Origin of the sequence: Bifidobacterium sp. W8103 (assembly GCF_016100775.1) — a bacterium.
Taxonomy (GTDB): Bacteria; Actinomycetota; Actinomycetes; order Actinomycetales; family Bifidobacteriaceae; genus Bombiscardovia; species Bombiscardovia choladohabitans.
This window is the reverse complement of the sequence record NZ_JACFRV010000001.1, coordinates 258025-283949: the sequence shown is the minus strand read 5'-3', so window position 1 is coordinate 283949 and position 25925 is coordinate 258025. Positions and strand designations below refer to the sequence as shown.

Annotated in this window: 21 protein-coding genes; 16 read left to right on the top strand and 5 right to left on the bottom strand. The window is 64.7% G+C overall.

The window, feature by feature from the left end:
- Positions 1-46: 46 nt before the first annotated feature.
- Complete coding sequence (locus H3U90_RS01155) at positions 47-1120, bottom strand: LacI family DNA-binding transcriptional regulator (protein ID WP_198176711.1); 1074 nt, start codon at positions 1118-1120, stop codon at positions 47-49.
- A gap of 61 nt (positions 1121-1181) precedes the next feature.
- Entirely contained in the window at positions 1182-1517 is a 336-nt protein-coding gene (locus H3U90_RS01150; RefSeq protein WP_198176710.1) for an MTH1187 family thiamine-binding protein, read from the bottom strand.
- Positions 1518-1714: 197 nt separating this feature from the next.
- Between H3U90_RS01150 and H3U90_RS01145 the strand changes: the two genes are divergently transcribed.
- The 16 genes from H3U90_RS01145 to glnA all read left to right on the top strand — a co-directional run bounded on the left by H3U90_RS01145 (position 1715) and on the right by glnA (position 20100).
- Positions 1715-3232 carry a glycine--tRNA ligase gene (locus tag H3U90_RS01145; RefSeq protein ID WP_198176709.1) on the top strand — a complete coding sequence of 506 codons (1518 nt, stop codon included), beginning with the start codon at positions 1715-1717 and terminating at the stop codon, positions 3230-3232.
- Positions 3219-4397: a tRNA dihydrouridine synthase DusB gene (gene dusB, locus H3U90_RS01140; RefSeq protein ID WP_198176708.1), complete on the top strand. Its 1179-nt coding sequence runs from the start codon at positions 3219-3221 to the stop codon at positions 4395-4397. Before H3U90_RS01145 ends, dusB begins: the two co-directional genes overlap by 14 nt.
- A gap of 231 nt (positions 4398-4628) precedes the next feature.
- On the top strand, positions 4629-5801 hold the full coding sequence (gene ftsZ / locus H3U90_RS01135; protein WP_198176707.1) for a cell division protein FtsZ: 1173 nt from the start codon (positions 4629-4631) through the stop codon (positions 5799-5801).
- Between the two features lie 18 nt (positions 5802-5819).
- Positions 5820-6287 (top strand): cell division protein SepF, encoded by a 468-nt coding sequence (locus H3U90_RS01130; RefSeq protein ID WP_029677902.1) that lies wholly within the window; start codon positions 5820-5822, stop codon positions 6285-6287.
- Positions 6288-6328: 41 nt separating this feature from the next.
- Complete coding sequence (locus H3U90_RS01125) at positions 6329-6613, top strand: YggT family protein (protein ID WP_198176706.1); 285 nt, start codon at positions 6329-6331, stop codon at positions 6611-6613.
- A 91-nt stretch (positions 6614-6704) separates the two neighbouring features.
- Positions 6705-8009, top strand: a complete 1305-nt coding sequence (locus H3U90_RS01120; protein ID WP_198176705.1) for a DivIVA domain-containing protein — start codon at positions 6705-6707, stop codon at positions 8007-8009.
- A 12-nt stretch (positions 8010-8021) separates the two neighbouring features.
- Positions 8022-8552: a signal peptidase II gene (locus tag H3U90_RS01115; protein ID WP_232341288.1), complete on the top strand. Its 531-nt coding sequence runs from the start codon at positions 8022-8024 to the stop codon at positions 8550-8552.
- Positions 8549-9478 carry an RluA family pseudouridine synthase gene (locus tag H3U90_RS01110; protein WP_198176704.1) on the top strand — a complete coding sequence of 310 codons (930 nt, stop codon included), beginning with the start codon at positions 8549-8551 and terminating at the stop codon, positions 9476-9478. Before H3U90_RS01115 ends, H3U90_RS01110 begins: the two co-directional genes overlap by 4 nt.
- 43 nt (positions 9479-9521) lie before the next feature.
- Positions 9522-13079, top strand: a complete 3558-nt coding sequence (gene dnaE / locus H3U90_RS01105) for a DNA polymerase III subunit alpha (protein ID WP_198176703.1) — start codon at positions 9522-9524, stop codon at positions 13077-13079.
- Positions 13080-13161: 82 nt separating this feature from the next.
- Positions 13162-14559, top strand: a complete 1398-nt coding sequence (gene hisD / locus H3U90_RS01100) for a histidinol dehydrogenase (RefSeq protein WP_198176702.1) — start codon at positions 13162-13164, stop codon at positions 14557-14559.
- A complete protein-coding gene (locus H3U90_RS01095; protein ID WP_198176701.1) occupies positions 14556-15704 on the top strand; it encodes a histidinol-phosphate transaminase in 1149 nt (382 codons plus the stop codon). The genes hisD and H3U90_RS01095 overlap by 4 nt, the downstream gene beginning before the upstream one ends.
- Before the next feature lie 99 nt (positions 15705-15803).
- Positions 15804-16406 (top strand): imidazoleglycerol-phosphate dehydratase HisB, encoded by a 603-nt coding sequence (hisB, locus tag H3U90_RS01090; protein WP_024627238.1) that lies wholly within the window; start codon positions 15804-15806, stop codon positions 16404-16406.
- The gene (locus H3U90_RS01085) at positions 16403-17155 is read left to right on the top strand and encodes a hypothetical protein (protein ID WP_198176700.1); all 753 of its coding nucleotides are present in this window, start codon (positions 16403-16405) and stop codon (positions 17153-17155) included. The genes hisB and H3U90_RS01085 overlap by 4 nt, the downstream gene beginning before the upstream one ends.
- Before the next feature lie 45 nt (positions 17156-17200).
- Entirely contained in the window at positions 17201-17974 is a 774-nt protein-coding gene (hisH, locus tag H3U90_RS01080; protein WP_198176699.1) for an imidazole glycerol phosphate synthase subunit HisH, read from the top strand.
- A gap of 1 nt (position 17975) precedes the next feature.
- Positions 17976-18707, top strand: a complete 732-nt coding sequence (priA, locus tag H3U90_RS01075) for a bifunctional 1-(5-phosphoribosyl)-5-((5-phosphoribosylamino)methylideneamino)imidazole-4-carboxamide isomerase/phosphoribosylanthranilate isomerase PriA (protein ID WP_198176698.1) — start codon at positions 17976-17978, stop codon at positions 18705-18707.
- A 55-nt stretch (positions 18708-18762) separates the two neighbouring features.
- Positions 18763-20100, top strand: a complete 1338-nt coding sequence (gene glnA, locus H3U90_RS01070) for a type I glutamate--ammonia ligase (RefSeq protein WP_198176697.1) — start codon at positions 18763-18765, stop codon at positions 20098-20100.
- 9 nt (positions 20101-20109) lie between these two features.
- On the opposite strand, the gene H3U90_RS01065 is transcribed toward glnA, so the two are convergent.
- Genes H3U90_RS01065 through H3U90_RS01055 form a run of 3 tightly spaced genes read right to left on the bottom strand, consistent with a single transcriptional unit; the run spans position 20110 to position 25726 of the window.
- Positions 20110-20997, bottom strand: coding sequence for a hemagglutinin (locus H3U90_RS01065; protein WP_198176696.1), 888 nt, complete (start codon positions 20995-20997; stop codon positions 20110-20112).
- Entirely contained in the window at positions 20994-25061 is a 4068-nt protein-coding gene (gene hrpA / locus H3U90_RS01060; protein WP_198176695.1) for an ATP-dependent RNA helicase HrpA, read from the bottom strand. Before hrpA ends, H3U90_RS01065 begins: the two co-directional genes overlap by 4 nt.
- Positions 25058-25726 (bottom strand): class I SAM-dependent methyltransferase, encoded by a 669-nt coding sequence (locus H3U90_RS01055; RefSeq protein WP_415873738.1) that lies wholly within the window; start codon positions 25724-25726, stop codon positions 25058-25060. The genes hrpA and H3U90_RS01055 overlap by 4 nt, the downstream gene beginning before the upstream one ends.
- Positions 25727-25925 lie beyond the last annotated feature (199 nt).

Genomic DNA, 25925 nt, shown 5'->3' with positions numbered 1-25925 from the left:
CTCGGTTCACCATCTTGCGAGGTGAAGGGGGAAGGGTGATTGTGGCTCAGCGGCTGGCTGGGCCCGGGTCCGAGGCGGCGTCGAGGCGGGTGGAGCCCTTGCGGATCAGGGCGCAATGGATGCGCACCCCGTCAGCTTGATCAAGCGGCGGCAGGACGGCACGGGTGTCGGGCAGCGGAAGAGCAGCGCGACGGGGATTGATTTGCGCCAGCAGTCGCCGCACCGCCCAGAAGCCCATCTCGTAGTGGGGGAGTTCGATTGTGCTTAGGGGAGGTGCCATGGTTTCGGCTATGACCTGGTGGTTGTCCACGCCCACCAGATTGAGGTCCCTGCCGATGGACAGATGGCGGGCTGCGGCCGCCTGGTAGAGGTAAATGGAGCGCGAATCGTTGAAGCAGAAGACCCCATCGGGGTGCTCGTCGTCCATCAGGTCGTTCGCCTGATCCATGGCATCCTGGTTGAATCCCGCCAGTCGGATCAAGGACTGGCCTGCAGGTAACCCAGCTTCCTTGAGAGCGGCCTGATACCCCCGCATTCTGTCTTCCTGCGCCGGCAGATCCTGTGTGGTGCCCAGGTAGGCCACCCGGCGGCAGCCTGATTCAATCAGATGGCGGGTGGCATCGTAGCCGATCAGAAACTCGTCAGGGGCGATGCTGGGGCAGCGGTCGCCCTGCTCCACCGCGTTGACCACCACGGCAGGGCAGGAGCGCAGAGCCTGGGGCAGGTCGACATTCTGGTCATACATCTTGGCGAAGAGGAAACCGTCTACCCCATAGCGCTTCAGGGCCTGGATCTGCTCGGCTTCCCGAACGCCCCCGTCGGTGGAGACGGTAAGAAGCACATAGCCGCGCTCCGCTGCCGCATCCTGCGCGCCCTGAATGATGGCGCCGGCGTATGGCGTGGTGGCTACTTGCTCGCTGATGAAGCCCAGCATGCCGGTCTTGCTGGTCCGCAGCGACCGGGCCATGGGATTGGGCCGATAGCCCAGGGTCTTGGCGGTGCTGCGCACCTTTCGGGCGATCTCCGACTTGACCCTGCCCTTGTCGTGGCCATTGAGCACCAGAGAGACCGTGGAGACGGACACGCCTGTGCGTTCGGCGATCTGCTTCATCGTGATCATGGGCACACCTTAACCCGCTCAGGCGATTTCAGCCCGGTTGATCTTCAGTGACAGTGAGATTTCAGCGGTTTTTCCCGGCCAGGATCCGGTCGACCCGCTCCACCTTCTCGTGGATCTGGTCCCGCTTGCCGGGACGGATGTCCAGCTTGAGGCTGACGCCGGTCCTGTACCCCTGTTCGGCCAGGACCCGTGTGGCCTCTTCCACGACCTGCATGACCCGGTGCAGATCACCTTCGACGACGGTGCTCATGGCGTTGGTCTGGTTGGGCAGCCCCGAGTCCCTGATGACCTTGATGACCTGGGCCACATAGGTGGACAGCTCCTCACCCTGACCGGAGGGTGCAATCGTGACCTCGGCTACGGTGTTCAGATAGGACGGGTCGTTTACATCGGGCATATTGGGAACCTTTCCGCATCGATTGGTGTTGGCAGGCAGGATGCCCGGTGTCCCCTGCGGTCACCTGCGCGCCCTCCCGCACCTGCCTCGATGGTAGGCCTCCACGCTGACAGCAGGTCACCCGCCGAAGGTATGCTGGAGGCCGGTCATCAGGTCGTAGCCCCCAGGAGGGGGTTCCCGAGCAGAAGGTGTGATCAGTGGCAGTATCGAAACTGGATGAGGTCATCTCTCTGGCCAAGCGCCGAGGATTCGTCTTTCCCGCAGGGGAGATCTACGGCGGGACGCGCTCGGCCTGGGACTATGGTCCTTTGGGCGTGGCTCTCAAGGACAACATCAAGCGTGAGTGGTGGCGGACCATGGTGGTCACCCGCGACGACGTGGTCGGCGTGGACACCTCGGTTATCCTGCCCACGGCGGTCTGGGAGGCCTCGGGCCACGTGTCCGTCTTCAACGACCCCCTGATCGAGTGCCTGAACTGCCACAAGCGGCACCGGGCCGACACCCTGGAGGAGGCCTACGTCGAGAAGCACGGCCACGATCCGGAAAACGGCCTCAAGGACATCCCCTGCCCGGACTGCGGCACCAAGGGCCAGTGGACCGAGCCGCGCGACTTCAACATGATGCTGCAGACCCACCTGGGACCCGTCCAGGACGAGAAGAGCCTGCACTACCTGCGTCCCGAGACCGCCCAGGGCATCTTCGTGGACTTCAAGTCCGTCATGGCCTCCTCCCGCTCCAAGCCCCCCTTCGGCATCGCCAACATGGGCAAGAGCTTCCGCAACGAGATCACGCCCGGCAATTTCATCTTCCGCACCCGCGAGTTCGAGCAGATGGAGATGGAGTTCTTCGTCCACCCCGGCACCGACGAGCAGTGGCATCAGTACTGGATCGACGCCAGGACCCGTTGGTACGTGGACCTGGGCGTCAAGCCCGAGAACCTGCGCCACTACGAGCACCCCAAGGAGAAACTGGCACACTATTCCAAGCGAACTGTGGACATCGAGTACCGGTTCGGCTTCCAGGGTTCCGAGTGGGGCGAGCTGGAGGGCGTGGCCAACCGCACCGACTATGACCTCAAGGCCCATGCCGAGCATTCGGGCGAGGATCTGAGCTACTTCGACCAGGCCAGCGGGGAACGCTACATTCCCTATGTTATTGAGCCCGCTGCCGGTCTGACGCGCTCGCTGATGGCCTTCCTGGTGGATGCCTATGACGTGGACGAGGCCCCCAACACCAAGGGCGGGGTCGACCGGCGCACCGTGCTGCGTCTGGACCCGAGGCTTGCCCCGGTCAAGGCCGCGGTCCTGCCCCTGTCCAAGAAGCCTGATCTGCAGCGGATCGCCCATGACCTGGCCGCCGACCTGCGCCAGAACGAGTGGATGGTGGACTACGACGAGTCAGGCGCCATTGGCCGCCGCTACCGTCGTCAGGACGAGATCGGCACGCCCCTGTGCATCACCGTGGACTTCGACACCCTGGACGACAAGGCGGTCACCATCCGCAACCGCGACTCCATGCAGCAGGACCGGGTGGCCCTGGAACAGGTGGAGGACTATGTGCGCCGGGTCGTCGGCGAGCAGCGTGTGCGTTACCCTATGGGTCCGTCCGACCTGACGGGTGCGCGTGCCGCTGACGGCTACACGGACCTGGCCAGCGAGCCGGGCACGGACGAGAGCGAACCCATCAAGGTGGCCGAGGCCGGTGGCCGGTACTGAGACTGATCGCCAGACCCCGAAGGTTGCCCCGGTGCAGCTGGGCCCTGTAACCGTGCCTGTGCCGGTCATGCTTTCGCCTATGGCGGGCGTGACCAACTGGCCCTTCCGCCTGCTTTGCCGGGAGTACGGACCCGACGGACTGTATGTGGGGGAGATGGTCACGGCCAGGGCCTTGGTGGCGCGCAACCCCAAGGCCTTCAGGCTATGCCGCTTCGCCCCCCAGGAGAAGGTGCGCTCCCTGCAGCTGTACGGGGTGGATCCGCAGATAATGGAGCAGGCCACCCGGATGGTGGTCGATGCCGGCTGGGCCGATCATATTGACATGAACTTCGGCTGCCCGGTCCCCAAGGTCACCAGACATGGCGGCGGGTCCGCCCTGCCCTGGAAGACCGACCTCTTCGCCGAACTGGTCCATCGTGTGGTCACTGTCTGCTCGCCTGCTGGGATCCCCGTCACCGCAAAGATCCGGGTGGGCATCGACCACCAGCACGAGACCTTCTTGGAGGCGGCCCACATCGCCCAGGAGGAGGGGTGTGCCGCCGTCACCCTGCACGCCAGAACCACGGCTGAATACTATGGAGGCCATGCCGACTGGGACCGGATCGCCCAGCTGGTCCAGGCCGTAGATATCCCCGTCTTCGGCAACGGCGACATCTGGACCGCCGAGGATGCCCTGGACATGTTCGCTCAGACCGGCTGCGCAGGCGTGGCCATCGGCCGGGGCTGCCAGGGCCGTCCATGGCTCTTTGCCGACATCGCGGCGGCCTTGGCCGGCTCCCCGGAACGGCAGGAGCCCACCCTGGGCCAGGTAGGGGCCATCATGGCCCGCCACGCCAGGCTCCTGGTCGAGTTCTACGACGGCGACGAACGCATGGCCGTCCATGATATGCGCAAGCACGTGGCCTGGTATCTCAAGGGCTTCGCCGTGGGCGGCCAGGTGCGCCGCGACTTCATGGCCTGCGAGAGCCTTGAGGATATGGACCGCTGCATCGCCAACCTGGACCAGGACATGCCCTATCCGCGGGCAGTGGCCGGCAAGCCCCGGGGCCGGGTCCGCTATGCCAAGAAGGTTCGCCTGCCCTATGGTTGGCTGGATTCGCGGATCACTACCCATCAGGAGCGCGAGACGCTATTCGGCAACGACCCCATGGACGCCTCCTACTGAAGCCGGAAATATCCCCGTCACCAACCGTGCGCATCCGGGTCTAGAATCAGGGTTTAGAATACGGACAGAACGGCGTGGAGGTTCTCTCGGGAGGCCAGGACGGTTGGCTCTGACCTCCCGGACCCTAGGCCCACGGCCGTCAGGAAGGGTCGGAACGCCTGTGGGCAAATGCGTGTTGGCGTATATGACCTGCGCTAGAGTTGAGCGTAACGTGAGTGACGGGAGCATACTGTGAGCGAGATTGCCCAGAATGACAATTTCAACGACAAGACCAACATCAAGGTCGTTGGTGTTGGTGGAGCCGGTGGCAATGCTGTCAATCGCATGATCGCCGAAGGTCTGCAGAATGTTGAATTTGTGGCCATCAATACCGATGCCAAGGATCTTCTGCGCTCAGAAGCCGATGTGAAGATCTCCCTATCTGATGCCAACAGCCGCGGCCTGGGAGCAGGAGCCGATCCGGAGAAGGGCGCCAAGGCCGCCCAGGACCATCAGTCCGACATCGAAGAGGTCCTCAAGGGCGCCGATATGGTCTTCGTCACTGCAGGCGAGGGTGGCGGCACTGGGACCGGTGCCAGCCCTCTGGTAGCGCGTGCAGCCCGTCAGCAAGGCGCGCTCACCATCGCCGTGGTCACCCGTCCCTTCACCTTTGAGGGGCCCAGGCGCTCCGCTTCCGCCGAATCGGGCATCGAGAACCTGCGCAAAGAGGTCGATGCCCTTATCGTTATCCCCAATGACCGGCTTCTGGACCTCTCGGATCGCACGGTCTCGGTCATGGACGCCTTCAAGACGGCCGACACCGCCCTGCTGGCCGGGGTTCAGGGCATCACCGACCTGATCACCATGAACTCCTACATTCACGTGGACTTCTCCGATGTCACCGCCATCTTGAAGGATGCCGGCACCGCCCTCTTCGGCATCGGCGCAGCCAGGGGCGAGGATCGAGCCACCCAGGCCGCCGAGATCGCTATCTCCTCTCCGCTCCTGGAGGAGAGCATCGAGGGTGCCCATGGGGCCCTGATCAACGTGGCCGGCCCCACCGACCTGAGCATGCAGGAGGCATCTGCCGCCGCCCAGCTGGTTCAGGATGCCATCCATCCCGAGGCACAGATCATCTGGGGCCTGGCCTTGGACGACGCCTACGGGGACGAGGTGCGGGTCACGGTCATCGCCGCCGGGTTCGATCCCACCCCTAAGAAGGACGAGACCCCGGCTCCTGCAGTGGACACGACCACAGCACCGGCAGCGGCCACCCCGGTCCAGGAGCCCCAGCAGCCGATGACGACTCCATCCGCCCAGGTGGAGTCCGATGAGACCTCCGAACACGATGTGGTGCCCCCCGCCTCCGGCGATGACGGCACCTCCGACCCGGGATATCTGGATATCCCTGACTTTCTGCGGTAATCAGGCGAAGGAGCAGGTATGGCAGGATTGATGAAGAACGCAATGTCCTTTTTCGGCATGTCGGATGTCGTGGATGACGATGACGACGACCTGGCCGACGATGACGAGGCCCGCGACGGCTTCGACACCGATCACTCTGTGACTCCCATGGCTCCGCAATCCACGTCCAGCAGCCAGGAAGCCGAGTCCACGCCCTTCCAGAGCCGGATCAACCGCATCACCACCATCCATCCCAAGTCCTACGAGGATGCCCAGATGGTCGGCAGGGCCCTGCGGGACGGGGTTCCGGTGGTCCTCAACCTGACAGGCGTGTCCGAGTCGGTTGCCTACAGGATTGTCGATTTCTCCGCCGGCGTGGTCTTCGGGGTACGCGGGTCCATTGAGCGGGTCACCCCCAGGGTCTTCCTGCTCAGTCCTGCACAGGTCAACATCAAGGTGGAGGAGCCCGAGTCAGGCTCCTCGGCCAAGGGGCTTTTCGCCCAGTGACCGAAGCCCTGGCAGCCTTGTCCGCAGGAGCCTGAAGACGCATGCTTGTTCCTTTTATTCGATATCTGATAGACATCTGCATTGAGACCTACCTGCTCATCCTCTTCGTGCGGATGATTCTGGACTGGGTCCTGGTTCTGTCGCCCCGCTGGTACCCCCGAGGCTTCGTGGCCTCGCTCATCCGGGTCATCTATGCCTTGACCGAGCCGCCCCTGCGCTGGCTGCGCCGGTACATTCCGCCCCTGCCCATGGGCAGGATCCAGCTCGATGTCTCCTTCATGGTGCTCTACGCCGCGTTGATCATCATCCAGGTGCTGCTGGGATAAAAGCAAGACCGCGGATACGGCAGACTCCGTGCTAGCATGCAGTAAGAGAACACAATCGGGCTGGTTGGCCTGAAGCGAGGTGGAGAAACATATGGCTCTATTGACGCCTAATGACATAAGGGAGCATACCTTCCAGACAGTGCGGTTCAAGGAAGGCTACGACGTCGACGAGGTTGACGACTTCCTGGATCAGGTCACGGAGACGGTTGAAGCCTTGGGCAAGCAGGCCATGCAGGGCAACTCCGCTTCCACCCAGTCCCTGGGTACCGACGTGGCCTCGCTGAACTCCAAGATCTCCGACCTGACGGCTCAGGTGGAATCCCTGCAGACGGAAAACAGGGATCTGAAGCAGGCCCAGGGTAATGCCGCCCAGCAGCCTGCCGTGGATGCCCAGACCAAGCGGCTCCTGGCCGAGTCCCAGAGCCAGGTCAAGACCCTGGCCTCCCAGAATGACCAGCTCAAGCGTCAGGTCGAGCAGCTCAACTCGCAGATCGACCAGCTGACCGCCCAGGCCGCCGCGGGCAACAACACCCAGGCTCTGACCAATCAGCTGACCGCCATGCAAAAGGAGCGCGACCAGGCCCGCCAGCAGGTCCAGGCTCTGACCAACCAGCTCAATGCCTCCCAGCAGAGCATGGCCACGGCCCGCCAGCAGGTCACCCAGGCACAGAAGGCCTCTCAGGAGCAGCAGCAGCGCACCGAGCAGCTCAACAAGCAGCTGGAGGAATCCCGCAAGCGCGAGGAGCAGCTGCGCCAGCAGGTCTCCAAGGCCGAACCCTCCACCGAAACGGGCAGCCTGCAGCGGATCGCGGGCGCTGGCGCCGAGGCCAGCAGCGAACCCGAGAGGGCCACTGCCATGCTCACCCTGGCCATGCAGCTGCACGACCAGTACGTGGACAAGGGCAAGGCCAACGCCACCCAGCTGGTTGCCGAGGGCCACGCCCAGCACGACGACATCGTCAAGAAGGCGGAGGACTACTCCAAGAGGACCCGCGCCGAGGTGGACGAGTATTCCAAGCGAGTCCACTCCGAGGCCGATGGTTACTCACAGCGTGTACGCTCCCAGGCCGACGAGTACTCGGTCAAGACCCGTTCCGATGCCGACGCCTATTCCAAGCGCCAGCACTCGCAGGCCGACGAGTACGAGATCCAGGTGCAGACCCGCGCCCAGGAGTACGACAAGAACACCCGCGACAGTGCCGATCGCTACGCCGCCGATGTCAAGAACAAGCTCATGGATCAGTCCAAGGTTCTGGAGGAGAACATCCAGGGGCTCAAGCAGTTCGAGGCGGGTTACCGCAGCAAGCTGACCGAGTTCCTCAACCAGCTGATCAACCAGATCTCGGACACCAGCAATTACCAGTCCATGGAAAAGAAGTCGGAACAGGCCCACTGATTCCAACCGATAATGACGAAGAACACAACCATGAGACGGCTGCGCGTGCGCGTGGCCGTCTTCGTCGCTCTGGCGGCAGTGGCCATAGCCCTGGACCAGGTGACCAAGGCCCTGGCCCTGGCGCGGCTGGGCAACGGTGTCAGGGTGGCTCTGCCTGGACCGTTGCGTGGACTGCGTCTGGTACGCAACCCCGGGGCCTCTCTTGGATTGGGCTCGGGGAGTACCTGGGTCATATCCCTTATTGCTATGGCAGCCTGCCTGCTCATCATTGTTCTGGCTCTGCGCACCACCTCCATGCTCTGGACCCTGGTCCTCTCCCTGGCCTTCTCCGGTGCGGCAGGCAATCTGATCGACAGGGTGGCCTATGCCTCCGGTTTTCTTGACGGTGCCGTGGTCGACTTTCTGGACTACGGCTGGTCGGTGGGCAATGTGGCCGACGTCTATCTGACCCTGGCAGGCGTGGCCGTGGTGGTGCTCATTGTCTGCAATGTGCGATTCAGCGACAGGGACAAAGCCAAAGAGCATGGGGGAGCGGCCAAGTGACCCGGCTTCTTCCTGCGCCGGATGCCCTTGTGGGTCGGCGCCTGGATATGGCCCTGTCCAAGATGCTGGGTCTGTCCAGGGCCAAGGCCAGCGAACTGGTGGCCCAGGGGCATGTGCGGATCATGGGCCGCCGGGTGAACAAGGCCACCACCCTGATGAGTGGCGATCTGATAGAGCTGGACGAGCCCGAGCCAGCCAAGCAGGTGGAGCCGGTGGCCGAGGACATGCCCGTGGTCTATGAGGACGAGGACGTGGTCGTCGTAGACAAGCCGGTGGGGGTGGCGGCACATCCCTCCATAGGTTGGACCGGCCCAACCGTTCTGGGCAGCCTCCTGCAGCGGGGCACCCACATCACCTCAATGGGGGCCCAGGGCCGTCAGGGCATCGTCTCCCGCCTGGACGCGGGCACCAGCGGCCTCATGCTGGTCTGCAAGTCCGACCTGGCCTACAAGGAGATGCGTCGGCAGTTCGCCCGGCATGAGGTGGTCAAGATCTACCACGCCCTGGTCCAGGGCAATCTTTCCGAGGACAAGGCCACCATCGAGGCCCCCATAGGACGGGCGCGTGTCTCGGACTTCCGCTTCACGGTCACCCCTGCCGGCAAGGAGGCCATCACCCACTGGGATGTCCTGGAGCGCTTCGGCTCGGCAACCCTGGTCAGCGTCAATCTGGAGACCGGGCGCACCCATCAGATACGCGTGCACTTCTCCTCCATAGGCCATCCCCTGGTGGGTGACCACATGTATGGGGCCAACCCCGACCTGGCGGAGCGACTGGGCCTGAAGCGGCAGTGGCTGCACGCCATGCGCCTGGAATTCCGCCACCCCCGTACCAAGATCTGGACCAAGGTGGTCTCCTCCTACCCGGCTGATCTGCGCCGCTCCCTGCAGATCGAACGTCAGAGCGCCGCTGGTATACGCAGCTAGCGGACTCCGGCGATTCGGCCAGGGTCCTGGGTAAGTTGGAGATATGTCCTCAACCCGGTCAGACTTCGTTCACCTTCACACCCACACCCACTATTCCACCCTGGACGGGGCCAGCAGGATCCCCGACCTGGTCGCCGAGGTGGGACGGCTGGGGCAGCCGGCCGTGGCCATCACCGACCATGGCAACATGCATGGGGCCTACGAGCTTTGGCGGACGGCCGTGGATGCCGACATCAAGCCCATCATCGGCATCGAGGCCTATGTGACCCCTGAGACGGCCCGCCAGGACAAGAGCCGGGTCCACTGGGGAACCGACGAGCAGCGTTCGGACGACGTCTCCGGCGGCGGCTTCATCACCCACATGACCCTCTGGGCCAGCGACGATACGGGCCTGGTCAACCTGATCAAGGCCTCCTCGGTGGCCAACCTGGAGGGCCTGGTCGGCAAGTGGCCCCGCATGGACAAGGACCTGCTGTCCACCTACCACAAGGGGGTCATCGCCACCACCGGCTGCCCCTCGGGCATCGTCCAGACCAGGCTGAGGCTGGGCCAGTTCGACGAGGCCCTGCGGGCCGCCGGGGAGTTCCAGGACATCTTCGGCAAGGAGAACTACTACGTGGAACTGATGGACCACGGGCTGGAGATCGAGCATCGGGTGACCAAGGATCTGCTGGAGATCGCCCGTCGTCTGGATGCCCCCCTGGTGGCCACCAACGACTCGCACTACGTGCGCAAGGAGGATGCCTCGGCCCAGGACGCCCTGCTCTGCATCAACTCGGGATCCCGGCTGACCGACCCTGGCCGCTTCAAGTTCGACGGCACCGGCTACTACATCCGCTCGGCCCAGGAGATGCGTGAGATCTTCAAGGAGTTCCCCGAAGCCTGCGACAACACCCTGGAGATCGCGGAGCGCTGCAACGTCATGTTCGACGACCACGAGGACGGGGCCTTCATGCCCCGCTTCGACTGCCCGGAGGGCTGGGACGAGACCTCCCTCTTCCTGAAGAAGGTGGACGAGGGACTGAAGAACCGCTATCCGGACGGGGTACCCGAGGAGGTCTCCCACCAGGCCGACTACGAGTGCGGTGTCATCTGCCAGATGCAGTTCACCGGATACTTTCTGGTGGTGGCCGATTACATCAACTGGGCCAAGAACCACGGGATCATGGTGGGACCGGGCCGTGGCTCGGCTGCAGGATCCATGGTGGCCTACGCCATGGGCATCACCGAGCTGGACCCGCTCAAGCACGGGCTGATCTTCGAGCGCTTCCTCAACCCCGAGAGGGTCTCCCTACCCGATATCGACGTGGACTTCGACCCCGAGGGGCGCATGAAGGTCCTGGACTACGTGGGCCGCAAGTACGGTTCCGACAAGGTGGCCCAGTGCGTGACCTATGGCACCATCAAGACCAAGCAGGCCCTGAAGGACTCGGCCAGGATCATGGACTACGAGTACTCCGTGGGTGACCAGGTCACCAAGGCCCTGCCGCCCACAGTCAACGGCAAGGACATGAGCCTCAAGGAGATCTTCGACCCCCAGTCCAAGCGCTACCCGGAGGCCAAGGAATTCCGCGACCTGTATGAGTCCAACCCGGACGTCAAGCGGATCACCGAGGAGGCCAAGGGCATCGAGGGCATCATCCGCCAGACCGGTGTGCACGCCTGCGCCACCATCATGGCCTCCAACCCCATCACCAACACCTCGCCGCTGATGGAACGCACGGACGGCACGGTGACCACCACCTTCGAGTACCACACCTGCGAGACCCTGGGGCTGGTCAAGATGGACTTCCTGGGGCTGTCCAACCTCACGGTCATCAGGGATACGGTCACCAACATCGAGCGCAACGGCAAGGAGCCCATCAGCATCGAGAAGGTCCCCCTGGACGACAAGGAGACCTACCAGCTGCTATCCCGGGGCGACACCCTGGGCGTCTTCCAGCTCGATGGCGACGGCATGCGCTCCCTGCTGCGCATGCTCAAGCCCGACAACTTCAACGACATCTCCGCCCTGATCGCCCTCTACCGGCCGGGGCCCATGGATATGAACTCGCACATCAACTATGCCAAGCGCAAGAACGGGCTGCAGAAGATCGAGCCTATCCACCCCGAGGTGGCCAAGCCCCTGGCGGGCGTGTTGGACGAGACCTACGGCCTGATCGTCTATCAGGAGCAGGTCCAGTCCGCTGCCCGGATTCTGGCCGGCTACTCCCTGGGCCGAGCCGATGTGCTGCGAAGGGCCATGGGCAAGAAGAAGCCCGACGTCCTGGCCAAGGAGCAGGTGCCCTTCTTCGAGGGCATGAAGGCGCACGGCTACTCCCAGGAGGCCGCCCAGGCGGTCTGGGACGTCCTGGTGCCCTTCTCCGGCTACGCCTTCAACAAGGCGCACTCGGCGGCCTACGCCCTGATCGCATACTGGACCGCCTACCTGAAGACCCACTATCCGGTGGAGTTCATGGCCGCCCTGCTGCAGAACGAGCGGACCAACAAGGACAAGACCGCCCTCTACCTGGGCGAGGCCAGGAGGATGGGCATCCGCATCCTGGCGCCCGACATCAACGAGTCCGTGTCCGAGTACTCCGCTGTCGGCGACGTGGTCCGCTTCGGCCTGGGGGCCATCCGCAATGTGGGCGACAAGGTGGTGGCGGACATCATCGAGGAGCGTCAGGGGCCCCGGGGCAAGTACGTCAACTTCATGGACTTCGTCAAGCGTGTGCCCATGGAGGTGCTCAACAAGCGGACCGTGGAATCCCTGATCAAGGGGGGCGCCTTCGACAGCATCGACCCCAATCGGAGGGCCCTCTTCCAGATTCATGACGAGGCCGTCGACCAGGTCATGCCCATCAAGCGCAAGCAGGCCGAGGGCCAGTTCGACCTCTTCGCCGACGCCGATGACGACCAACCCCAACAGGATGCCTTGGGCGACGCCCAGGTGACCGTGCCCGACATCGACGAGTGGGACAAGTCCACCAAGCTCAACTTCGAGCGGCAGATGCTGGGCCTGTACGTGTCCGACCATCCCCTGAGCGGCATGACCTCGGTTCTGGCCGGCATGCGCGATATGTCCATCGCCCAGCTGCTCAACCGGTCCAAGGGCATGGACGGCAAGGCGGTGACCCTGGCCGGGCTGGTCACTGCAGTGGACAGACGGGTCTCCAAGAAGGGCAATCCCTGGGCCATCGTCACCATCGAGGACCTGGAGAGCTCCATCCAGTGCATGTTCTTCGGCAAGGTCTACGACGCCCACTCCGAGGACCTGGTCCTGGACTCGATTATCCGGGTCAAGGGTGTGGTCGAGCTGCGGGACGAGGCCACCAACATTCGCGTCAACGATATGGAGGTGCCCGTCCTGGAGTCGGCCGACGAGCGGCCACTGACCATCACCCTGCCCAGGCAGGCCCTGGACCGGGGGCACATGGAGCGGCTGGCCCGGATACTCAAGTCCCACCCCGGCTACTGCCAGGTCCGTCTGGCGGTCACCGACGACCGGGGCAACGTCCGTCTGCTGACCTTCGGCGACGGATTCCGCACCAGGCACGACACCTCCATGATGGCCGAGATCAAGTCCGTCTTCGGACCCTCCTGTCTGCCGTCGGCCTAGGACGCGTCCGGAGCCGTCTCACCATTTGGGACGGTGGTGAGTCGCCGGCATTGGCGACACAAAAGTTCACTACCATCAAAGTATGTCAAAGCTCATGATGAGAACCATGGATCTGCGCGGTAAAACCATGTCCCGCGCCCAACTCCTCGCCGCCATGCCCCGGGCCGATATGGGTACCCGGGAGGCCAGCGCCCAGGTGCAGCCCATACTGGACCAGGTGCGCGAGCATGGGGCAGCGGCTCTGCGGGATCTGGAGCAGAGGTTCGACCATGTGCGCCCTCATGATCTGAGGGTTCCGGCATCGGCCATGCAGGAGGCCTTGGAGGGGCTGGATCCCAAGGTCAGGGCGGCGATCGAGGAGTCCGTTGCCCGCCTCCGCAAGGTCTGCACCACCCAGGTGCCCAAGCCCATGGCCACCGATCTGGCACCCGGCGCCCGGGTCAGCGAGCGGTGGATTCCGATTGAACGCGTGGGCCTCTATGTGCCGGGAGGCAAGGCCCTGTATCCCTCCTCGGTCATCATGAACGCGGTGCCTGCCCAGATTGCCGGGGTCGATTCCCTGGCCGTGGCCACGCCGCCTGCCTCCGATGACCCCCGTGGCCTGCCGGCGGCCATCATCCTTGCCACCTGCGCCATCCTGGGGGTGGACGAGGTCTATGCCGTGGGCGGTGCCCAGGCTGTGGCCATGTTCGCTTACGGGGCCAAGGGATCCGAGCCTCAGGACGGGGAGATTCTCTGCGACCCGGTCGACAAGATCACGGGCCCGGGCAACATCTTCGTGGCGACGGCCAAGCAGATGGTCTCCGGCATGGTGGGCATCGACGCTGTGGCCGGACCCACGGAAATCGCTATTCTTGCCGACGGCCAGGCCAACCCCGACTGGGTTGCTGCAGACCTGATCGGCCAGGCCGAGCATGACGAGCTGGCCGGCTCGGTGCTGATCACCGACAGCCGGGACCTGGCCCAGGGCGTTCAGGAGGCTCTGGATCGCAGGGTGCCTAGGACCGAGCATGCCGACCGGGTGCGTACCTCCCTGGGCGGCAATCAGTCGGGGATCATCCTGACCGACGGAATCGGCCAGTCCATCGACGTGGCCAATGCCTATGCCGCCGAGCACCTGGAGGTTCAGACGGCCGATCCGGATGCCGTCATCGACCGGATCAGGAATGCCGGCGCCATCTTCCGCGGCCCTTACTCCCCTGTGCCCCTGGGCGACTACATGTCCGGGTCTAACCACGTTCTGCCCACCGGCGGAACCGCCCGCTTCGACGTGGCGCTGGGCGTCCATACCTTCATGAAGCCTGTCGAAGTCATCGAATATGACCAGGAGGGGCTCAAGCCCATCGCTGCCAAGATCAATGATTTCGCCGTATCCGAGGATCTGCCCGCCCATGGCGAGTGCGTCCTGAGCCGGTTCCTGGACGACCCCTACGACAAGGCCGACCTGGAAGCCAACGAAGAGAAGGCCGGTCTAAGGTGAGTGCCATACCAGCCGATCTTCCCCTCCGTGCGGACCTGGTGGGGGAGGAGCCCTACGGCGCCCCCCAGCTGGATGTCCCGGTCTGCCTGAACGTCAACGAAAACCCCTACCCCCTGGACCAGGAGGTGGTCGATGCCATCTGCGAGCGGGTGCGCCAGGTGGCCCCCGGTCTCAACCGCTATCCGGACAGGGAGCATGAGGAACTGCGGCGGGCCCTGGCTGCCTACCTGAAGAAGGAGTCGGGGACCTCGCTCCAACCCGGGCAGCTCTGGGCGGCCAACGGGTCCAATGAGATCATGCTCCAGCTCTTCCAGGCCTTCGGTGGTCCGGGCAGGACCGCCTTGGGCTGCGACCCGACCTACTCCATGTATCCCGAATATGCCAGGGATACCTTCACCGATTGGAAGCTGGCCCACCGGCTGCCCGATTTCAGTCTGGATATGGACACGACCATCGAACGCATCAAGGCGCTGGGGCCCGCCATGGTCCTGGTGACCAGCCCCAACAATCCCACGGGGACGCCCCTGCCCATGGACCAGCTGATCAGACTCCTGGAGGTCTGCTCCAAGGTCCCTGTAACGGGTGCGGATTCCTCCGCCCGACCCATCGTGGTCGTGGACGAGGCCTACATCGAGTTCCGCGACCCGGGCACGCCATCGGCGGTCAGTCTGATCGGGCAGTACGACCACCTGGCGGTCAGCCGGACCATGTCCAAGGCCTTCGCCTTCGCCGGTGCCAGGGTGGGCTACCTGGCAGCATCCCGGGGAATAGTCGACGCGGTCCGCATCGTCCGGATGCCCTACCACCTGAGCGCCCTGACCCAGGCTGCGGCCCTGGCTGCCCTGGAGCACACGGACCTCCAGCTGGCACGGGTGGATCAGATCCGCCAGACCCGGCAGGAAACCGCTGAGTGGCTGGCCGAGCAGAAGTTCCATGGCCGGCCCTTGACCGTGGTTCCTTCTGCATCCAACTTCATCCTCTTCGGCACCTTCCCCGACCGGGATGCCGTCTTCGAGGCCATGAAGGATGAAGGCGTGCTGATTCGGGCCGTTGGTCCCCAGGGCTACCTGAGGGTCTGCATGGGCACGGACGCGGAGATGGAGCGTTTCCGCCGAACCCTGGTCCATGTCCTTACGCGGTTCTAGGAGGATGCAGACCAGCGGAACGGCTATGCTGGTGGTCTAGACGCCGCGCAGAAGACCTAGTGCGGACTGGAGTGTGCGGCAGAAAGCGGAGGAGCAGCAATGGCAGGCAGAACAGCCACCATCACCCGCCAGACCAGTGAATCCAAGGTGAGCCTGAGTCTGGACCTGGATGGCACCGGGGTGACCGACATCGACACCTCGGTTCCCTTCTATGACCATATGATGACGGCCCTGGGCAGGCATTCCCTGATCGACCTGACCATCAAGGCCAGCGGGGACACCCAGATCGACGTCCACCACACCGTCGAGGACGTGGCCATCGTCTTTGGCGAGGCCCTGGCCCAGGCCCTGGGGGACAAGCGGGGCATCAAGCGCTTCGCCGACGCAACCGTTCCCCTGGACGAGGCCCTGGCCCGAGCCGTGGTCGATATTTCCGGCAGGCCCTATGCGGTCTGCACCGGTGAGCCGGAAGGGTTCGAATACGCCATGATCGGCGGGCACTTCACCGGTTCCCTGGTCAGGCACGTCATGGAGTCCATCGCCCTGCACGCCGGCATCTGCCTGCACCTGACCCTCTTGTCGGGCAGGGATCCGCATCACATCGCCGAGGCTGAATTCAAGGCCCTGGCCAGGGCTCTGCGTTTCGCCGTGGAGCCGGATCCCAGGGTGAAGGGCATCCCCAGCACCAAGGGGTCGCTATGAGCACTGATGAACACGACAACAACGACAACAAGGATCAGGACCTGCCGGATTCCGGCCATCATCTGAGCGAGGAGGAGGTCGAGCGGGCCCTGGCCAGCTTTGAGGCTGAGTTCAATGAGGACCAGGACCAAGCGGATCAGCCGGTTGAGCACTCCGGATCGAGCGTGGATGACGAGGCTGGGCCGAATTTCGAACCCGCCGACCAATCGTCGGTGGAACCGGACGGGGCTGATGGTGTTGCGGCTGACTTCGATCAGGAGCTTGAAGGCCTGATAGGCAACCGGGCCAAGGCCGCCGTCATGGTGACCCGTCTGGCTTCGGCAGAGCTTCTGGCGGCCTTCTGCCAGATTTCCGATATTTCGGCCTGGTGCATCCAGGCCCATGAGGGTGCCGTGGCCGTCCTGAGAAACCTGGATGGGGACGGACCCGAGGCCGCCATCCGCGATCTGACCACGGTGGTATCCGGGCTCAGTGCCATCCTTGCGGTCAACCGGGCCGACAAACTTGAGGTGACCCTCTGGATCAGCGGGAAGTCGGGGCAGACGCTTGCGCCGCCCATCCTCTTCGCCGCCACCGCCGACTTCGTGGAGGACCTGATGATCGGGACCACCACGGTGGACAGGCTGCGCCAGGACGGGGCCGCCATCTTCGATTCGGGGGAGTACAACCGCGAGAAGGCCATGGGCATCATCGCCTCGCACACCAGGTTCGGGGCCGGCGGATCGACTCGCCAGGGCCGCGTCGAGTAATCAAGTCGAGTAGAAGTTCGGGCAAGAGGCTTGGCTAGGAGGAACATGACCAGGATACAGGTGCTTGACTATGGCTTCGGCAATGTCAGATCCATGGTGCATGCCCTCTCCCAGCTTGGGGTCGATGCGCAGATCAGCGCCGACCCGGACCTGGCCATGAAGGCCGACGGCCTGGTCATCCCAGGTGTGGGAGCCTACGGGGCCTGCATGGCGGGGTTGCGGGCCGTGGGCGGCGACCGCATCATCCTGGATCGTCTGGCTCAGGGGTTGCCTGTTCTGGGGGTCTGCATAGGTCTCCAGGTCATGTTCCAGTTCGGGGACGAGGACGGCCGCAGCGAACCCGGGCTGGGCCTGATCCCCGGTCGGGTGACCAAGCTGGATGCCGACGTCGTGCCCCATATGGGCTGGGACCATGTCCAGGCGCCTCAGGGAACGCGGCTTTTGGCAGGGGTCCGGGACCAGCGCTTCTACTTCGTCCACTCCTATGCGGCCATGGCAGTGCAGGGGGATGACCGGACAAGCGGGACGCAGCCCGATCTGTCCCTGCGGGTAGCGGCATTGAATGAACATGGCGGCAGCCAGCCAGCGTCGGTCCGGTCAGAGTCTGACAAGACCATACAGGGCGCCTCTTTTGGTGAACCGCTGGTTACCTGGGCCATCTATGGGCGCAGCAGATTCGTGGCCGCCTATGAATGCGGTCCCCTGAGCGCCACCCAGTTCCATCCCGAAAAGTCCGGCCAGGCCGGTGCACGGCTGCTGACCAATTGGGTGCGGACCCTTCCCGGGGCGTCCGGACTCCCTTGCGAGAAAGGTGAATGAGATGCTGACGCTCCTACCCGCTGTCGATGTCCGCGACGGAAAGGCGGTCCGCCTGAAGCAAGGGATTTCCGGGTCCGAGAAGGTCTACGGCGAGCCTGCCGATGCAGCCAAGGCCTGGGTGGACCAGGGTGCCGAGTGGCTCCACCTGGTCGACCTAGATGCGGCCTTCGGCACGGGCGACAACCGCGACAAGCTGGCCGCCCTGGTCAACGAGCTTGGGGATCGCGTCAAGGTGGAGCTCAGCGGCGGCATACGTGACGACGCCAGCCTGGAGGCAGCCCTGGATGCAGGCGCCACCCGGGTCAACATCGGCACGGCGGCCCTGGAGGACCCGGAATGGACCAGCCGGGTCCTGGATCGCTACGGGCAGAAGGTCTGCGTGGGTCTGGACGTGCGCGGACACACCCTGGCCGCCCGGGGCTGGACCAGACAGGGCGGGGACCTTTTCGAGGCCATGAAACGACTGGACCGGGACGGGTGCAGCCGGTACGTGGTCACCGATGTGACCCGCGACGGGATGATGACCGGCCCCAACCTGGACCTGCTTGGCCAGGTGGCTGACCGGACCCCGGCCAGGGTGACCGCCTCGGGGGGCATTTCCAGCCTGGATGACCTGGGCCGCATCCTGGACCTGGTCGATCGGGGCGTGGACAGCGCCATCCTGGGCAAGTCCCTTTATGAGGGGGCCTTCACCCTGGAGCAGGCACTGGACCTGGTCTCGGGGCATTGTTAACGCTATAAGCAAATCTGCGAAATACAGGAAATATAGGAATGGGAGCATAAGCTCTATGGATAAGCAAGAGGAGTTCGCGCTGCGCACTGTCGAGGAGCGCGATGTCCGGTTCATTCGTCTCTGGTTCACCGATGTCTTGGGAACCCTGAAATCGGTGGCCATAGCGCCCACCGAGCTGGAGGTGGCCTTCGAGGAGGGGCTGGGCTTTGACGGCTCGGCCATCGAGGGTATGACCAGGGTTTCCGAGGACGACATGATCGTCAAGCCCGACCCATCCACCTTCCAGATCCTTCCCTGGAGGGGCGGACCCCAGGGTACGGCGCGGATCTTCTGCGACGTGCTCACACCGGACGGCGAGCCCAGCAGCGGTGACCCCAGGCATGTGCTCAAGCGTGCCCTGGCCAAGGCCAAAGAGAAGGGCTTCATCTTCTACACCCATCCGGAGATCGAGTTCTATCTGTTCGAGAACCAGGATGACTGGTCCCAGATCCCGACCCCCATCGACGAGGGTGGCTACTTCGACCACGTGCCCCGCAGCCCGGGGATGGACTTCCGCCGGGCCTGCGTCAACATGCTGGAGCAGATGGGCATCTCGGTGGAGTACTCCCACCATGAGGCCGGACCGGGGCAGAACGAGATCGACCTGCGCTATGCCGATGCCCTGACCACCTCCGACAACATCATGACCTTCCGGACCGTGGTCAAGGAGATCTCCCTGGAGCGGGGAATCTACGCCAGCTTCATGCCCAAGCCCTTCACCGACCAGCCGGGGTCGGGCATGCACACCCATCTGAGCCTGTTCGAGGGTGACACCAACGCCTTCTATGAGGTGGGCCAGGAGTTCAACATGTCCCAGACGGCCCGGCAGTTCGCCGCCGGCATCCTGGCCCATGCGGCCGAGATCTGTGCGGTGACCGACCAGTATGTCAACTCCTACAAGCGGCTCTGGGGCGGAGCCGAGGCACCCAGCTACGTCTGCTGGGGGCACAACAACCGGTCCGCCCTCCTGCGCATACCCCAGTACAAGCCCGGCAAGGGCAACTCGGCCAGGATGGAGTTCCGCGGGCTGGATCCGGGGGCCAACCCCTACCTGGCATATTCGGTGCTGCTGGCTGCCGGTCTGGACGGGATCGAGCAGAAGATGACCCTGTGCGAGCCCACCAGCGATGACGTCTGGGAGCTGACCGACGCCGAGCGGCAGGCCATGGGCATCGAGCCCCTGCCTGACAGCCTGGACGCGGCGCTCAAGGTCATGGAGAAGTCGGACTTCGTGGCCCAGGTGCTGGGCGAGCAGACCTTCGAGTACTTCCTGCGCAACAAGCACCGGGAGTGGGCCGGATACAGCCGGCAGGTCACCCCCTACGAGCTGGCCTACTACCTGCCCAAGCTTTGAACCCGGGGCTCACTGGTCCGATCGGCCGAACCAGCTGTTGTAGATGATGACGAAGTTGCGGTTGCCGTAGCTTGAGCAGCGGTTGCCCTCGCCGTCGCCTGCCCGCAGCGCTGCCTCGTTGGGCTGGTAGGGCGTATAGATGTAGAGCAGGGCAGTGGCATCGTTCTCGATGTAGACCTTGCCGCTGCCACAGGAGGCATCGGGGCTGAAGCGCACATCGTTCAGGGCCTTGGTCTGGTAGCCGTACTGGTCCCGGTGGGCCTGATAGTAGCGGAAGCGGTGGGCCGCCCCGTAGACCTGGTTGAAGAATCCGGCATAGCGGGCGTCGCAGTCTGCATCGTCAGGGCAGGAAAGACCCATGGCCGACTGGAGCTGGACCTGGGTGGGGGGCTGGTCGGTGGCCACCAGGTGCTGCTCCTTTTGCAGCATGGTCAGGAGGACCTTCTGGCTGATTCCGCAGGAGCGGGCGGACCCGTCGATGATCTGAGCCGCGCTCTGCCCCTTGCCGCCCTTGTAGGCATCACATAGGCCGTCGCTGGGGCGGTCGGGAACATCCATGTGCAGACTGCGCAGGCAGGTGGATCCGTTGCAGGATCCCCCTTTCTGGTCCAGGAAGGCCTGGACGTCGTCGGCGTTCATGTCCACCGTGTCATGGAAGCGGTGGTCGGTGATGATTCTGCCTGGATTAAAGACGTACTCCTGGGAGAGCTGCTCCTGGTGGCGGATGACGCGGCCGACCATCAGCCGGTAGGAGACGAAGCGGACGGCCAGGATGCACAGGGCGACCACCAGGACTATGGCCATCAGGGCGGCCCCCAGGGTCTGCGCACGGCGGAGGGTGATCCGTCCGCGTTTGGTGCCGCCCCCGCGTCTTCGCCCCGATGGCCTTGTGCTCATGGTTTTCCTTCCAGCGCCTTCCTGATCCTTTGCAGGCTGACGGGGATGGCGGTCCCCAGCTCCTGGGCCCAGATGGAGACGAAGTACTCCTCCATCATCCAACGTCCCCTTCGCGCACGGTCCATGGCCTGGTCTCGTCCGGGACCGGCGGGCAGAGCCTGGGCCGCCTTGGTCGCCTGGTCCACCAGATCCTGGGCGGTCTGCGCCTGCCATGCCCATCGTACGTCACGATCCTTGTCCCTGCGGGCCTTGTCCAGGCGCATCAGATCGGCCTTCAGGTATGTCCGCAGGCGGGGGAGGGCATAGGGCGGATCGGTGCCGATGAAGCCCTTGGCCATCAGATTGGCCGAATGCTGGCGTATCCACTGCAGGACCGAGAGCAGGGGAAGATCGGCTGGGCCAGACACGGCCTTGTCCACCTGGGCCGAAGTCTGCAGAATGGGGACCACATCCTTGGCCACCTGATAGACGGTGTCCTCGAAGATCTGGCTTACGCCGGCCACAGCCTCCTGCAGGGTTTGGTCGTCGGTGATGGCCTCGGTGTGCGGGATCAGGCGCTTGACAGCGGCCATCTGCAGGTCCTCGGCCAGGGCGGAGGTATCCGGGTAGGGGGCCGAGGCCAGCATCAGGGCCTCCCGGCTCAGCCAGCGTGAGGAGATCCGCTGGGCAGGCAGGTGGAGCTTGTCCAGGGCGGCCTGCCAGATCAGTTCCTCGCGCGGTTTGGTGGTGGCGCCGGACTGGTGGAGCAGGTCGGCGCTTTTGACCACCTGGCCCTGTCGGGCGGCCTTGCTGGCCTGGGAGTCCACCCGGGACCGGGCCGACTGCCGGGCCTGTCCGGCCAGGTCGCGCTGCAGGTCGATCAGGGACTTGGACCGGCCCAGGACCTTGGGGTGACCGTGGCGCCGTTTCTCCTCCACCTGGAAGGTCGGCCGCAGGTAGTCGGGTAGCCGTTCCAACCTGGCCTGGGTGAAGACCTCCGGGTGCAGCTGGGCACCGACCGTGTCGATGGCTGCGGCGGTGAAGGCCTGCTCGAAGTCCGGCCAGCCACCGGCGGGGATGTCTCCCGCACTGTTTGGGTCTTCGCCCGCAGGCTGGTCCGCCGACCCGTAGGTGGCCTGGTCCGCCGACGCAGGATCGGCGCCGGGCAGCAGGGGATAGTGGCCGTCTATCCATGAGCGGATGGTCCGGGCGGCGTCAGGGGCGGGCACGAACTGGACCCGCAGGGCCTTGGGCAGGGACTTGATGGTGGCTGTGATCAGATCGTCCAGGAGGCCGGGCACGGTCCAGCTGAACTGTCCGGGAGTCAGCTGGTTCAGGCAGTGCAGGGGGATGTGGACCGTGATGCCGTCGTCCGGCTCTCCCGGCTGGTAGCGGTAGGTCAGGGGCAGATCCATGGGCCGGCCGTCGATGCCCAGGGTGTGCCAGTGGTCGGGGTAATCCCCGGGTCGATAGGAGGCGGACTGGTCGTTCAGACGCTCCACCTTGTCTGGGTCGAAGTCCAGGAGGTGGGGGTCCGCATCGTGGTGCTTCCGCCACCAGGAGCCCAGCGCGGCCAGGGATGTGGCCTCCTGGGGGATGCGCTCCTGGTAGAAGTCGTAAAGGTCCTCCTCGGTGACGGTGCCGGTCACCTGGCGGGTCCGGCTGGTCCGCTCGCCGGCCTCGCTGAGCACCCGCCTGTTGGCCTGAATGAAGCCATCATGGGGGAAGCGCTCGCGCACGTCACCCTCGACCAGGCCCTGGCGTATCAGCATGTCCCGGGCCTGGCCGGGGTTGATGCGGGCCCATTGGACCGTCCTGTCGCGCACGATGGGCAGGCCGTAGAGCAGAACCTTTGAGGTCGCCACCGCGGCACCACGGGAGGCCGACCAATGGGGCTCGGCGTAGGTGGTCCTGGTCAGGGACTTGGCCAGGGGCTCGGCCCAGGCGGGGTCGATGGCTGCACAGCAGCGAGCCCAGAGGCGGGAGGTCTCCACCAGCTCGGCGGCCATGATCCAGGGCGGATTGGCCTTGGCCAGGGCGGAGCCGGGGAAGATGGCGAAATGCGTGCCGCGCGCCCCTTGATAGTCGTTCTTGGCCTGCCGGCGAGCCCGCTTCATGGCCTTGGCCCGGGCGGCACCATGCAGGCCGGCGAAATCGGAGGCCTTGGGTTCGTGGACCACCTGCATGCCCATGCTGGAGAGCAGGCCCGCCAGCATGGACCGGTGGATGCCTTGGTCGTCCCAGGAGCAGACCAGGGCATGGGCCGCCTGCTGCCCAATCGGCAGGGCCAGCAGGGCCTGATCCGGTCCCTTGACGGGGACAGGGGAGCCCACCTTCATGTGCAGGCCCCGGCACATCTGGGCAAGCTGCCGGTAGAGGTCATGCCACTGCCGCATGCGCAGGAAGGCCATGTACTCCTGCTTGCAGGCCTTGCGCAGGGACCCGTTGGAGGGTTCCTTGTCCTGGGGGAAGAAACGGTTCCAGATGTTCAGGGCCGTCAGGAAGTCGCTGGAGGGGTCTTCATAGCGGGCATGGATCCGGTCGGCCTCCTCGCGCTTCTCCTCAGGGCGCTCGCGGGGGTCCTGCAGGGAGAGGAAGGCCACGACCACCAGAACGGCGGCCAGGGTGTCCGGGGTGGCATCCTGGCCGGCCTGCAGGATCATTCTGCCCAGGCGGATGTCGATGGGGATCCTGGCCAGCCGTCGTCCCAGATTGGTCAGCCGGATGAGGCCCTGTTGTCGGGAGATGGCCTGCAGCTCGGTCAGCTCCCGCAGACCGTCGCTGACTGCCCGGGTGTCGGGCGGGTCGATGAAGCCGAAGTCGGTGACGTCCTCGGCCGTATGGGCCACACCCACCGAGAGCATGTGCAGGATGACCGAACCCAGGGAGGTGCGCAGGATCTCCGGGTCGGTGAACTTGGGACGGGTGTCATAGTCGTCCTTGGCATACAGGCGGATGGCGATGCCGTCGGCCACACGTCCGCAACGGCCTGCACGTTGATCGGCCGAGGCCTGGGAGATGGGCTCGATGGGCAGACGCTGGACCTTGGCTGACTTGGAGTAGCGGCTGATCCTGGCCAATCCCGGGTCCACCACGTATCGGATGCCCGGTACCGTCAGGGAGGTTTCCGCCACGTTGGTGGCGATGACGATGCGCTGATGGCCGTGATGTTCGAAGACCCGGTGCTGCTCCTTGGCCGACAGTCGGGCGAAGAGGGGGATGATCTCCAGGGCGTCCGGGCGGCGCATGTCGGAGGTCCGAGGGCCGAAGTGCCGTCTCAGGGCGGTTTCGTACTCACGGATGTCGCGCTCGCCGGCTGCGAAGACCAGGATGTCCCTGGGGCCGTCCACGTGGGTGGAGTGGATGACCAGCTCGGCGCAGGCCCGGGCCACCGCCTTGGGGATGTCCGGCTCCTCCCTGTCCTGGCCGTCCTCATCGGAGTCGAACCCGGGTACATGCCGCATCAGGGCCGGCGCCGATCCTGCAGGCTCGTAGAGGGTCTGGACCGGATAGGTGCGTCCGGAGACCTCCAGCACGGGCACCTGGGTATGCAGGGCCTTGGCGAAGTGGTCACGGAACTTGACCGAATCGATGGTTGCCGAGGTGATGATCAGCTTCAGATCGGGCCGTTTGGGCAGCAGGGCGGTCAGATACCCCAGCAGAAAGTCGATGTTCAGGCTGCGTTCATGGGCCTCGTCGATGATGATGGTGTCGTAGGCCCGCAGCTGGGGATCGCCCTGGATCTGCGCCAGGAGGATGCCGTCGGTGACCACCCGCAGGCGGGTGCTCCGGCTGGACTTGTCGGTGAATCGCACCTGGTAGCCGATCTGGTCGCCCAGCCTGGTGCCCGTCTCCGAGGCGATGCGCTCGGCCACGGTTCTGGCGGCGATCCTCCTGGGCTGGGTGTGCACGATCTGGTGGCCGTGGTCTCCGCGGCCCATCTGAAGGAGGATCTTGGGGATCTGGGTGGTCTTGCCCGAGCCGGTCTGGCCGGAGACGATGACCACCTGGGAGGACTGCACGGCATGGACGATGTCCTCCTTGGCCGCGCTGATGGGCAGCTCGGCAGGATACTCGAACCTCATGCCTGGCCCACCTCGATGATCCGGTAGCCCTTGGAAGAGGCATACTTTTCCGCAGTCCAGCCGGGGCCCAGGGTGTCAGCCAGCCAGGGAATGAGGGAGTCGGCGCCCAGATTGCGCTGGACCACCAGGTAGGCCCGGCCCTGGGGCTTCAGTCTGGGCAGATAGGTCATCAACAGGTCGTGCAGGGCCGCCTTGCCCACCCGGATGGGCGGGTTGGACCATATCAGGTCGAAGCGCAGATCGTCCGGAACCTGCTCCGGGGTCAGTGTGTGCACCTTGTCAAGATCCTGGGTTTGCGCGTTGCGGGCGGTCAGGTCCAGGGCCCGCAGGTTGGTGTCCACAGCGTAGATGTTGGCCTTGGGTGACTGCATGGCCATGCTCAGGGCGATGGGCCCCCAGCCGCAGCCGAGGTCCAGGAAGTCGCCCTCGGCCGGGGGCTGGGGGACGCGTTTGAGCAGGACCGAGGTGCCCAGGTCAAGCCTGCCCGACGAGAAGACCCCGTGGGAGACCTCCACCTGGCAGGTGCGGCCGGCCAGCTCCACCTGGATGGTCCGCCTCTGGTCGGGGGAGGCCGGACGGGCTACGAAGTACTGTTCGCCTCCGTCCGTCCCGGTCCTGGAGGATTGCCCCCGGCTGCTGCCATGGTCCCTGTGCGTCATGTCCATCCTGTCCGTCTTTGAAGTCCGCCCGTCCCTCGGGCACCCGCTGATGTCTGCTAAGAAGATGATAATAAAGACTGTGTCATGATTCCGCCTACACCGGATTCGTTCCCTAGTCCATAGATCAATGCAGAGGTGCCTTTGACCCAAGAAAAACCGACCCAAGAGCATGGTTCAGCAGTTGTCGACGCCCACCAGGACCCGC

Coding starts and splice junctions, on each gene's coding strand:
- H3U90_RS01130 (WP_029677902.1), top strand. CDS start 5,820: ATGGCAGGATTGATGAAGAACGCAATGTCCTTTTTCGGCATGTCGGAT.
- hisD (WP_198176702.1), top strand. CDS start 13,162: ATGTCAAAGCTCATGATGAGAACCATGGATCTGCGCGGTAAAACCATG.
- hrpA (WP_198176695.1), bottom strand. CDS start 25,061: ATGAGGTTCGAGTATCCTGCCGAGCTGCCCATCAGCGCGGCCAAGGAG.
- H3U90_RS01115 (WP_232341288.1), top strand. CDS start 8,022: ATGACGAAGAACACAACCATGAGACGGCTGCGCGTGCGCGTGGCCGTC.
- glnA (WP_198176697.1), top strand. CDS start 18,763: ATGGATAAGCAAGAGGAGTTCGCGCTGCGCACTGTCGAGGAGCGCGAT.
- dnaE (WP_198176703.1), top strand. CDS start 9,522: ATGTCCTCAACCCGGTCAGACTTCGTTCACCTTCACACCCACACCCAC.
- H3U90_RS01055 (WP_415873738.1), bottom strand. CDS start 25,726: ATGGACATGACGCACAGGGACCATGGCAGCAGCCGGGGGCAATCCTCC.
- H3U90_RS01155 (WP_198176711.1), bottom strand. CDS start 1,120: ATGATCACGATGAAGCAGATCGCCGAACGCACAGGCGTGTCCGTCTCC.
- H3U90_RS01150 (WP_198176710.1), bottom strand. CDS start 1,517: ATGCCCGATGTAAACGACCCGTCCTATCTGAACACCGTAGCCGAGGTC.
- H3U90_RS01120 (WP_198176705.1), top strand. CDS start 6,705: ATGGCTCTATTGACGCCTAATGACATAAGGGAGCATACCTTCCAGACA.
- H3U90_RS01125 (WP_198176706.1), top strand. CDS start 6,329: ATGCTTGTTCCTTTTATTCGATATCTGATAGACATCTGCATTGAGACC.
- hisB (WP_024627238.1), top strand. CDS start 15,804: ATGGCAGGCAGAACAGCCACCATCACCCGCCAGACCAGTGAATCCAAG.
- H3U90_RS01085 (WP_198176700.1), top strand. CDS start 16,403: ATGAGCACTGATGAACACGACAACAACGACAACAAGGATCAGGACCTG.
- hisH (WP_198176699.1), top strand. CDS start 17,201: ATGACCAGGATACAGGTGCTTGACTATGGCTTCGGCAATGTCAGATCC.
- priA (WP_198176698.1), top strand. CDS start 17,976: ATGCTGACGCTCCTACCCGCTGTCGATGTCCGCGACGGAAAGGCGGTC.
- H3U90_RS01065 (WP_198176696.1), bottom strand. CDS start 20,997: ATGAGCACAAGGCCATCGGGGCGAAGACGCGGGGGCGGCACCAAACGC.